The 9428-nt window shown below is 69.7% G+C and carries 10 protein-coding genes; 9 read left to right on the forward strand and 1 reads right to left on the reverse strand.

Annotated features, from left to right (window positions below; genetic code table 11):
- Positions 1-642: HPr(Ser) kinase/phosphatase (gene hprK, locus JWP65_RS01420; RefSeq protein WP_299759644.1), on the forward strand; the 642-nt coding region annotated here is incomplete at its 5' end.
- 120 nt (positions 643-762) lie between these two features.
- Here the strand turns inward: hprK and fur are convergent.
- A complete protein-coding gene (fur, locus tag JWP65_RS01425) occupies positions 763-1194 on the reverse strand; it encodes a ferric iron uptake transcriptional regulator (RefSeq protein WP_299759646.1) in 432 nt (143 codons plus the stop codon).
- Between the two features lie 71 nt (positions 1195-1265).
- Here fur and JWP65_RS01430 point away from each other — a divergent pair, with 71 nt between their 5' ends.
- The 8 genes from JWP65_RS01430 to holA form a co-directional block, all read left to right on the forward strand.
- Positions 1266-1838 (forward strand): outer membrane protein assembly factor BamE, encoded by a 573-nt coding sequence (locus JWP65_RS01430; protein ID WP_299759648.1) that lies wholly within the window; start codon positions 1266-1268, stop codon positions 1836-1838.
- A 7-nt stretch (positions 1839-1845) separates the two neighbouring features.
- Positions 1846-2721, forward strand: coding sequence for a 4-hydroxy-tetrahydrodipicolinate reductase (gene dapB, locus JWP65_RS01435; protein ID WP_299759650.1), 876 nt, complete (start codon positions 1846-1848; stop codon positions 2719-2721).
- An 88-nt stretch (positions 2722-2809) separates the two neighbouring features.
- Entirely contained in the window at positions 2810-3478 is a 669-nt protein-coding gene (locus JWP65_RS01440) for a MotA/TolQ/ExbB proton channel family protein (protein ID WP_299759652.1), read from the forward strand.
- A 1-nt stretch (position 3479) separates the two neighbouring features.
- A complete protein-coding gene (locus JWP65_RS01445) occupies positions 3480-3899 on the forward strand; it encodes a biopolymer transporter ExbD (protein ID WP_299759654.1) in 420 nt (139 codons plus the stop codon).
- 74 nt (positions 3900-3973) lie between these two features.
- Positions 3974-6583, forward strand: a complete 2610-nt coding sequence (gene leuS / locus JWP65_RS01450) for a leucine--tRNA ligase (protein ID WP_299759656.1) — start codon at positions 3974-3976, stop codon at positions 6581-6583.
- A complete protein-coding gene (gene lptE, locus JWP65_RS01455) occupies positions 6580-7179 on the forward strand; it encodes an LPS assembly lipoprotein LptE (RefSeq protein WP_299759658.1) in 600 nt (199 codons plus the stop codon). Before leuS ends, lptE begins: the two co-directional genes overlap by 4 nt.
- Positions 7180-7234: 55 nt before the next feature.
- Positions 7235-8509 (forward strand): ornithine--oxo-acid transaminase, encoded by a 1275-nt coding sequence (rocD, locus tag JWP65_RS01460; RefSeq protein WP_299759660.1) that lies wholly within the window; start codon positions 7235-7237, stop codon positions 8507-8509.
- A gap of 9 nt (positions 8510-8518) precedes the next feature.
- A partial coding sequence (gene holA / locus JWP65_RS01465; RefSeq protein ID WP_299759662.1) for a DNA polymerase III subunit delta occupies positions 8519-9428 on the forward strand: 910 nt, incomplete at its 3' end.

Below are 9428 nucleotides of genomic sequence, written 5' to 3' on the forward strand. Positions count from 1 at the left end.
GATGCGCTGCTGTCCATGTGCGAGCGCGCGCAGATCCCGATGTTCGCCACCAAGGAGCCGTCGGCTTTCGTCATCGACGTGCTGCGGGCCTACCTGTCCAAGCACTTCGCCGAGCGCACCTCGATGCACGGCGTGTTCATGGACATCCTGGGCCTGGGCGTGCTGATCACCGGCGAGTCGGGCCTGGGCAAGAGCGAGCTGGGCCTGGAGCTGATCACGCGCGGCAACGGCCTGGTGGCGGATGACGCCGTCGACCTGTACCGGGTCAACCAGACCACCATCGAGGGCCGTTGCCCCGAGCTGCTGCAGAACCTGCTGGAGGTGCGCGGCATCGGCTTGCTGGACATCCGCGCGATCTTCGGCGAGACGGCGGTGCGGCGCAAGATGCGGCTGCGCCTGATCGTGCACCTGGTGCGGCGCGAGACCCTGGAGCGCGACTACGAGCGCCTGCCCTATGAGCCGCTCACGCAGGACGTGCTGGGCGTGCCGGTGCGCAAGGCGGTGATCCAGGTGGTGGCCGGCCGCAACATCGCCGTGCTGGTGGAAGCCGCGGTGCGCAACACCATCTTGCAACTGCGGGGGGTGGATACCTACCAGGAGTTCGTGGAGCGGCACCGCAAGGCGATGGAGCAGGGCGGTTAGTCGCCCATCCCGGGGCGCCATCGCGGGCTTGACCCGGGGTCCATGCCCGGCGCAAGCCCTGCGCCAGAGGCAGGCCCCGGCCTGCTCCGGGGCTGCGGGGACGACGGGTCCCGCGGTGAGCTAGCCCCTGGGCTTGTGCGGGCAGGGGTTCTTCGTGCAGTGTGCGTACAGGCTCAGCGCGTGGTCCGCGATCTGGAAGCCCTTGACCTTGGCGACCGCGTGCTGGCGCTTTTCGATCTCGGCGTCGTAGAACTCCTCGACCCGGCCGCAATCGAGGCAGACCAGGTGGTCGTGGTGGGTGCCTTCGTTGAGCTCGTAGACCGCCTTGCCGCTCTCGAAGTGGCTGCGGCTGAGGATGCCGGCCTGCTCGAACTGGGTCAGCACGCGGTAAACCGTGGCCAGGCCGATGTCCGAGCGGTCCTGCAGCAGCACCCGGAACACGTCTTCGGCCGTCATGTGGCGCTGCTCGCCGTTCTGGAACACGTCCAGGATCTTCAGCCGCGGCAGCGTTGCCTTCAGGCCGGTGTTCTTCAGATTGTCGATGTTGGACATGGTGCTGGCGGCCCGGTGGGTACGCAGGGGGCTCCCGCTACAATGGCCCGATCATATCGCCAGCCCCTCCCATGCCCGCCAAGCCCCTTCGCCTCCCGCGTTTCTTCCTGATCGCCGCGGCGGCGGCGCTGCTGGCCGGCTGCGGCACCTTCGACAGCGCCTCCAGCCGCATGCTGGGCGCCATCACGCCTTACAAGGTCGAGGTGGTCCAGGGCAACTTCATTTCCAAGGAGCAGGTCGAGGCGCTGCAGCCCGGCATGAGCCGCGAGCAGGTCCGCACCGTCCTGGGCACGCCGCTGGTCACCAGCCTGTTCCATGCCGACCGCTGGGACTACGTCTTCAGCCTCAAGCGCCAAGGCGTGGCGCCGCAGCAGCGGCGCCTGACGGTGTACTTCAGCGGCGAGGCGATGGCCCGCTTCGAAGGCGACACCATGCCCAGCGAGGCCGAGTTCGTGGCCACGCTGGACCGCCGCAAGACCGGCCGCATTCCGGTGCTGGAAGCCACCGAGGAGCAGTTGCGCGCGGCCGCCAGCAAGGCGCCGGCCGCCGCCGGCAGTGCCGCGATCCCGGCTCCGGCCCCGGCCGCGCCGGCCACGCCGTCGCCCGCCGTCACCTACCCGCCGCTCGAACCACCGGCGCGCTGATCCCCCCATGGCGAACAGCAAACAGACCTTGCACGCCGTTGCCACCGCCGGCGCCGCCAAGCTGCCGGCCGCCGCCGCCCGCCAGCACCAGGTCGCGGTGGCCGGCGCCACCGGCCGCATGGGCCACATGCTGATCGAGGCGATTCGCGCCTCGGACGATTGCCGGCTGGCCGGCGCCCTCGACATCGAAGCCAGCCCGGCCCTGGGCAACGATGCAGCCGCCTTCCTGGGCCACGCCAGCGGCGTGCCGGTGACGGCCGACCTGCAGATCGCCCTGGCGCACGCCGGCGTGCTGATCGACTTCACCCGCCCCGAAGGCACGCTGGCGCACCTGGCGGCCTGCCGCGCGCGCGGCGTCAAGATGGTGATCGGCACCACCGGCTTTGGCGACGCGCACAAGCGCCAGATCGCCGAAGCCGCCAAGGACATCGCCATCGTGCTGGCGCCCAACATGAGCGTGGGCGTCAACGTCACGCTCAAGCTGCTGGAACTGGCCGCCAAGGCGTTGGCCACCGGCTACGACATCGAAGTGATCGAGGCCCACCACCGGCACAAGGTGGATGCGCCTTCGGGCACCGCGCTGAAGATGGGCGAGGTGCTGGCCGCGGCGCTGGGCCGTGACTTGAAGGAGTGCGGCGTCTTCGCGCGCGAAGGCGTCACCGGCGAACGCGAGCCGTCCAGCATCGGGTTTTCCACCATCCGCGGCGGCGACATCGTGGGCGACCACACCGTGCTGTTCGCCGGCACCGGCGAGCGCATCGAGATCACCCACAAGGCGAGCAGCCGCGCCACCTACGCCCAGGGCAGCCTGCGCGCCGTGCGCTTCCTGGCCGGCCGGGACAAGGGCTTGTTCGACATGTTCGACGTGCTGGGTCTGCGGTGAAAGGCGCCGCACGGCCGCCCGAAGGCGCTCCCCGCTTGCGGCAGCGGCAGGCGCGGGCCGCGCGGCGGACCCGCCTGGAGGCGGCTGCTTGAGCTTGCTGGACCTGTTCCGCCGCGGCGATGCCGTCACCCAGGTGGTGGCGCTGCTGCTGCTGGCGATGTCGGTCGCCAGTTGGGTCGTGATTCTGTGGAAGGCCTGGCTGCTGCGCCGGGCCGGCGGCGACGTCGCCCGCAGCACGGCCGCCTTCTGGCAGGCCGGCTCGCTGCAGGAGGCGCGGCAACAGGTCGGCGCCTTCGACCGCGCAGCCCTGGTGCTGCCGCTGATCGAGGCCACGCAGGCGCAGGCGCCGGGCTCGCTGGCAGCGGCCGGCGACAAGTCGCAGCAGCTCACGCGCGTGCTGCGCGATGCGCTGCACCGGGTGCTGGACAAGCTGCAGTTCGGCCAGGTGCTGCTGGCCACAGTCGGTTCCACCGCCCCCTTCGTCGGCCTGCTGGGCACGGTCTGGGCGATCTACCACGCCCTTACCGGCATCGCCAACGCCGGCCAGATCACCATCGACAAGGTGTCGGGCCCGGTCGGCGAAGCCTTGATCATGACGGCCGCCGGCCTGGCCGTGGCGATCCCCGCGGTGCTGGGCTACAACGTGTTCGGCCGCCTGATCGGCCGGATCGAGGCCGACCTGGAAGGCTTCGCGCGCGACCTGCGCGAGCTGCTGGTGCATCCGGTCGCCCCCGCGGCCCCGATCGAGCGGCCCTGACATGGCTTTCGGCCGGCTGGAACGCACGCACGGCCCGCAGCCGATCAGCGACATCAACGTCACGCCGCTGGTGGACGTGATGCTGGTGCTGGTGGTGATCCTGATCATCACCGCGCCGCTGCTGGCCAGCTCGATCCGCCTGGACCTGCCGCGCGCCGACGGCACCCAGGCCGGCGAGGCGCCCCGCTTCGTGTCGGTGACGCTGGACAAGGCCGGCCGGGCCTTCCTCAACGACAAGCCGGTCAGCGGCACTGAACTGGCGCAGGAGCTGGCCGCGGCCGCCAGGCTCAACGCCGACACCGAGATCCAGCTGCGCGCCGACCAGGGCGTGCCCTACGGCCGCGTGGTGGAGGTGATGGGCGCCGCCCACAAGGCGGGGCTGGGCCGGATCGGCTTCGTGGCCGAGCCGGCGAAGCCCTGAGAGCCCTGAGAGACCTTGGGGGCCAGGGTCGGGGTCGGCTGTTCCCCTGGACCCTAACCCCTAGAATTCCCCCCATGCAAGACAAGTACAACCACCTCGAGGTCGAGCAGGCCGCCCAGGCCGAGTGGACCGCGCGTGATGCCTATCGCGTGACCGAGGACGCCGGCAAGAAGAAGTTCTACGCCTGCTCGATGCTGCCGTACCCCTCGGGCAAGCTGCACATGGGCCATGTGCGCAACTACACCATCAACGACATGCTCACGCGCTACCTGCGCATGAGCGGCTACAACGTGCTGATGCCCATGGGCTGGGACGCCTTCGGGCTGCCGGCCGAGAACGCGGCGCTCAAGAACGGCGTGCCGCCGGCGCAATGGACGCGCGAGAACATCGCGTACATGAAAAAGCAGATGCAGGCGATGGGCCTGGCCATCGACTGGAGCCGCGAAGTCGCCACCTGCGATCCCGAATACTACAAATGGAACCAGTGGCTGTTCCTGAAGATGCTGGACAAGGGCATCGCCTACCGCAAGACCCAGGTGGTGAACTGGGACCCGGTCGACCAGACCGTGCTGGCCAACGAGCAGGTGATCGATGGCAAGGGCTGGCGCACCGGCGCGGCGGTTGAAAAGCGCGAGATCCCGGGCTACTATCTGAAGATCACAGCCTACGCCGACGAGCTGCTCGAACACGCGCGGGCGCTGCCCGGCTGGCCCGAGCGCGTCAAGCTGATGCAGGAGAACTGGATCGGCAAGAGCGAAGGGGTGCGCTTCGCCTTCACCCACGAGATCAAGGGCAACGACGACCAGCTCATCGGTGATGGCCGCATGTACGTCTTCACGACGCGCGCCGACACCATCATGGGCGTGACCTTCTGCGCCGTCGCGCCCGAGCACCCGCTGGCCGTGCACGCGGCCAGCACCAATCCGGCGCTGGCCGCCTTCATCGAGGAATGCAAGCAGGGCGGCACCACCGAAGCCGAGCTGGCGCTGCGCGAAAAGGTCGGCATGGCCACCGGCCTGCAGGTGGTGCACCCGTTGACGCAGCAGCCGGTCGAAGTCTGGGTCGGCAACTACGTGCTGATCGGCTATGGCGACGGCGCCGTGATGGGCGTGCCGGGCCACGACCAGCGCGACTTCGAGTTCGCGCTCAAGTACGGCCTGGAAATCGTCCAGGTGGTGCACGTGGACGGCGAGCACTACGACTACAAGCAGTGGCAAGACTGGTATGGCGACAAGGCCAGGGGCGTCACCATCAACTCCGACACCTTCAGCGGTTTCAGCTGCCAGGACGCCGTCAGCGCGGTGGCGCACCAGCTGGAACTCAAGGGGCTGGGCGAGAAGAAGACCACCTGGCGGCTGCGCGACTGGGGTGTCAGCCGCCAGCGCTACTGGGGCACGCCGATTCCCATCATCCACTGCGAGGTGCACGGCGCGGTGCCGGTGCCCGAGCAAGACCTGCCGGTGGTGCTGCCGCTGGACTGCGTGCCCGACGGCAGCGGCAACCCGCTCAACAAGCGCGAGGATTTCCTGGCCTGCAGCTGCCCGGTGTGCGGCAAGCCGGCCCGGCGCGAGACCGACACGATGGACACCTTCGTCGACTCGTCCTGGTACTTCATGCGCTACTGCGACCCGAAGAGCCAGCAGGCGATGGTTGGCGCGGGCACCGACTACTGGATGCCGATGGACCAGTACATCGGCGGCATCGAGCACGCCATCCTGCACCTGCTGTATGCGCGCTTCTGGACCAAGGTGATGCGCGACCTCGGGCTGGTCACGATCGACGAGCCGTTCACCAAGCTGCTGACGCAGGGCATGGTGCTGAACGAGGCGTTCTCGCGTCCGGTCAACGGCAAGCAGTACTTCTGGGCGCACGACCTGGACATCGTGCGCGACGAGCACGCCAAGGTGGTCTCGGCCACTGCCAGGGCGGACGGCCAGCCGGTCACGTACGAGGGCTGGACCACCATGTCCAAGTCCAAGAACAACGGGGTCGACCCGCAGGACCTGATCGAGAAGTACGGCGCCGACACGGCGCGCCTGTACACCATGTTCACGGCGCCGCCCGAAGCCACGCTGGAGTGGAACGACGCCGCGCTGGAAGGCAGCTACCGCTTCCTGCGCCGGGTCTGGAACTTCGGCGTGCGACTGCACGGCGCCGCCACCGCCGGCGCCGCCACCGCCAGCCACGGCAAGCAGGCGCAGGCGCTGCGCCGCGAGATCCACACCGTGCTGCGCCAGGTCGACTACGACTACCAGCGGATGCAGTACAACACCGTGGTCTCGGGCGCGATGAAGATGCTCAACGCGCTGGAAGACTTCAAGGCGCCGGACGAGCCCGGGGCCGCTGGTGCGTTGCGCGAGGGCTTTGGCATCCTGCTGCGCGTTCTGTATCCGGCCACGCCGCACATCACCGCCGCCCAGTGGCAGGCGCTCGGCTACGCCGGCGACCTGCTGGACGCGCCCTGGCCGCAAGTCGACCAAGCCGCGCTGGTGCAGGACGAGATCGAGCTGGTGCTGCAGGTCAACGGCAAGCACCGCGGCGCCATCCTGGTGCCGGCCGGCGCCGACAAGGCGGCGATCGAGAAGATCGCGCTGGCCAGCGAGGCGTTCCAGAAGTTCGCCGATGGCGCCAGCCCGAAGAAGGTGATCGTGGTGCCGGGTCGGCTGGTCAACGTGGTCGTATGAAAATGACGACCCCCACGCTTGTCACTTCGTGTACGGCGCTGCCCCCCGAGGGGGCTGCCGCGTCTAGGGGCGGCCCGTGGACGCGGCGCCGCGTCCTCCTGCCGCTGGCGGCGGCCGTCCTGCTGGCCGGCTGCGGCTTCCAGCTGCGCCAGGCGCCCGAGTTCGCCTTCGACGCCATCTCCATCCGCGCGCTGCCCACCTCACCGATCGCCGCGGAGCTGCGGCGCCGGCTGGCGGCGGAGTCCCGGGTGCGGGTGCTGACGAGCCCGGTCGCGCCGGCCGCCAGCGCTGCGGCCGCCGTGCCAACCGTGGTGCTGGATGTCGTGCAGGAGCAGCGCGAAAAGGTGGTGGTGGGCTTGAGCGCCACCGGCCAGGTGCGCGAATTCCAGCTGCGCACGCGCCTGAAGTTCACGCTGCGCACGCCGCAGGGCCGCGAGCTGATCCCGGAGACGGAGTTGCTGCAGCAGCGCGACATCGGCTTCAACGAAGCCGCGGTGCTGGCCAAGGAGTCCGAGGAGGCCTTGTTGTACCGCGACATGCAGGCCGACATCGTCCAGCAGCTGATGCGCCGGCTGGCCGCGCTGAAGGCGCTGTAGAGCCGCCGGCCTGCAAGCGGATTTCGGCGCGTCCTACAGCAGGACGGGCTGGCCGATGGCACTTTGGGCCATGGACGGCGGCACCAGCCCGGGCATGCAGGACTACATCGCCACCGAGGCCCGCTTCGGCGCGCGCAACTATGCGCCGGTGCCGGTGGTGGTCGAGCGTGCCCTCGACTGCCTGGTGTGGGACGTGCAAGGCCGCGAGTACATCGACATGATGAGCGCCTACTCGGCGGTCAGCCACGGCCACCTGCATCCGCGTGTGGTGGCGGCGGCGCAGCGGCAGTTGCAGAAGGTGGCCGTCACCTCGCGCGCCTATTACGGCACCACGCTCGGCCCGTTCCTGGAAAAACTTTGCCAGCTGACCGGCTTCGAACGCGCCTTGCCGATGAACACCGGGGCCGAGGCGGTGGAGACGGCCATCAAGTGCGCGCGCCGCTGGGGCCATCGCATCAAGGGCGTTGCCGACGGCCGCCAGCAGATCCTGGTGGCGCGCGGCAACTTCCATGGCCGCACCAGCACCATCGTCGGTTTTTCCAGCGAGCCGTCGTACCGCAGCGGCTTCGGCCCGTTCGACGGCGGGTTCGGCCACTTCGATTTCGGCGACCTGGAGAGCCTCAAGGCGGCGGCCAGCGACTCCACCTGCGCCGTGCTGATCGAGCCGATCCAGGGCGAGGCCGGCGTGATCCTGCCGCCGCCCGGCTTCTTTCCGGCGCTGCGCGCCTGGTGCACCGAGCACCGGGTGCTGCTGATCGACGACGAGGTGCAGGCGGGCCTGGGCCGCACCGGCAAGTGGTTCGCCTTGGAGCACGAAGGCATCCGGCCGGATGCGCTGATCCTGGGCAAGGCGCTCGGCGCCGGGCTGCTGCCGGTCAGCGCCTTGTGCGCCGACGCGGCGGTGATGGACGTGTTCACCCCCAACAGCCACGGCTCCACTTTCGGCGGCAACGCGCTGGCCGCGGCGGTGGCGCTGGAAGGCCTGAAGGTGCTGGAGGAAGAAGGGCTGGTCGAGCGCAGCGCCGAGTTGGGGGCCTACCTGATTGCCCGGCTGCGCCAGGTGCAGGCCGAGGTGCGGCCGCTGATCCGCGAGGTGCGCGGCCGCGGGCTGTGGGTGGGGGTGGACATCGCGCCGTCGTGCACCAGCGCGCGCGAGCTGGTCGAGCGGCTCGCCGCGGGCGGCGTGTTGTCCAAGGAGACGCACGAAACCGTGATCCGCTTTGCGCCGCCGTTGACCATCAGCTACGCGCTGGTCGACCGGGCGGTGGAGGTGTTCCGGCAGGTGGCGATGCAAAAGCACCGGGAATTGGGGTTGGCGCTGCCCGCGTAAACTGGCGTGATGCAGCTCGCGCCCGCCCAACTCACCCAGCACCTGCAACGCGGCCTGCGCCCGCTGTACACGCTGTACGGTGACGAGCCGCTGCTGGTGCAGGAGGCGGCAGATGCCATCCGCGCCAGCGCGCGCGCGCAGGGCTACACCGAGCGCACCGTCCACACCGTCGCCGGCGCCCACTTCGACTGGAGCGCGGTGCTGGCAGCCGGCGGGTCGCTCAGCCTGTTTTCCGACAAGCAGATCGTGGAGGTGCGCATCCCCTCCGGCAAACCCGGCAAGGAAGGCAGCACCGCCTTGCAGCAGCTGGCCGAAAGCACCGTCGGCAACGATTCCGCCCTGACGCTGGTGCTGTTGCCCAAGGTCGATTTCGCGACCAAGAAGTCCGCCTGGTTCGCCGCGCTCGATGGCAGCGGCATCGCCATCGAGGTCCAGCCGGTCGAGCGCGGGGCGCTGCCGCAATGGATCGCGCAGCGGCTGGCGCGCCAGGACCAGCGGGTGGTGGCCGGCGAGGAAGGCCAGCGCACCTTGCAGTTCTTCGCCGATCGGGTCGAGGGCAACCTGCTGGCGGCCCACCAGGAGATCCAGAAGCTGGCCTTGCTGCACCCGGCCGGTGAGCTCGGCTTCGACCAGGTGGAAGCGGCGGTGCTGAACGTGGCCCGCTACGACGTCTTCAAGCTGTCCGAGGCGGTGCTGGGCGGCCAGGCCGCGCGGGTGCAGCGGATGCTGGACGGCCTGCAGGCCGAGGGCGAGGCCGAGGTGCTGGTGCACTACACGCTGGCCGAGGACATCCGCGCGCTCAAGCGGGTCAAGGACGCGATGGCCGCCGGCCGGCCGCTGCCGATGGCGCTGCGCGAGCAGCGCGTCTGGGGCGCCAAGGAAAAGCTGTTCGAGCGCGTGCTGCCCCGGCTGTCCAGCG

This window comes from Ramlibacter sp. (assembly GCF_028292805.1).
Taxonomy (GTDB): Bacteria; Pseudomonadota; Gammaproteobacteria; order Burkholderiales; family Burkholderiaceae_C; genus Ramlibacter.

Bases quoted from the DNA above. Each gene is read 5' to 3' on its own strand.
- fur (WP_299759646.1), bottom strand. From the start codon at position 1,194: ATGTCCAACATCGACAATCTGAAGAACACCGGCCTGAAGGCAACGCTG.
- JWP65_RS01430 (WP_299759648.1), top strand. From the start codon at position 1,266: ATGCCCGCCAAGCCCCTTCGCCTCCCGCGTTTCTTCCTGATCGCCGCG.
- dapB (WP_299759650.1), top strand. From the start codon at position 1,846: ATGGCGAACAGCAAACAGACCTTGCACGCCGTTGCCACCGCCGGCGCC.
- JWP65_RS01445 (WP_299759654.1), top strand. From the start codon at position 3,480: ATGGCTTTCGGCCGGCTGGAACGCACGCACGGCCCGCAGCCGATCAGC.
- leuS (WP_299759656.1), top strand. From the start codon at position 3,974: ATGCAAGACAAGTACAACCACCTCGAGGTCGAGCAGGCCGCCCAGGCC.
- lptE (WP_299759658.1), top strand. From the start codon at position 6,580: ATGAAAATGACGACCCCCACGCTTGTCACTTCGTGTACGGCGCTGCCC.
- rocD (WP_299759660.1), top strand. From the start codon at position 7,235: ATGGCACTTTGGGCCATGGACGGCGGCACCAGCCCGGGCATGCAGGAC.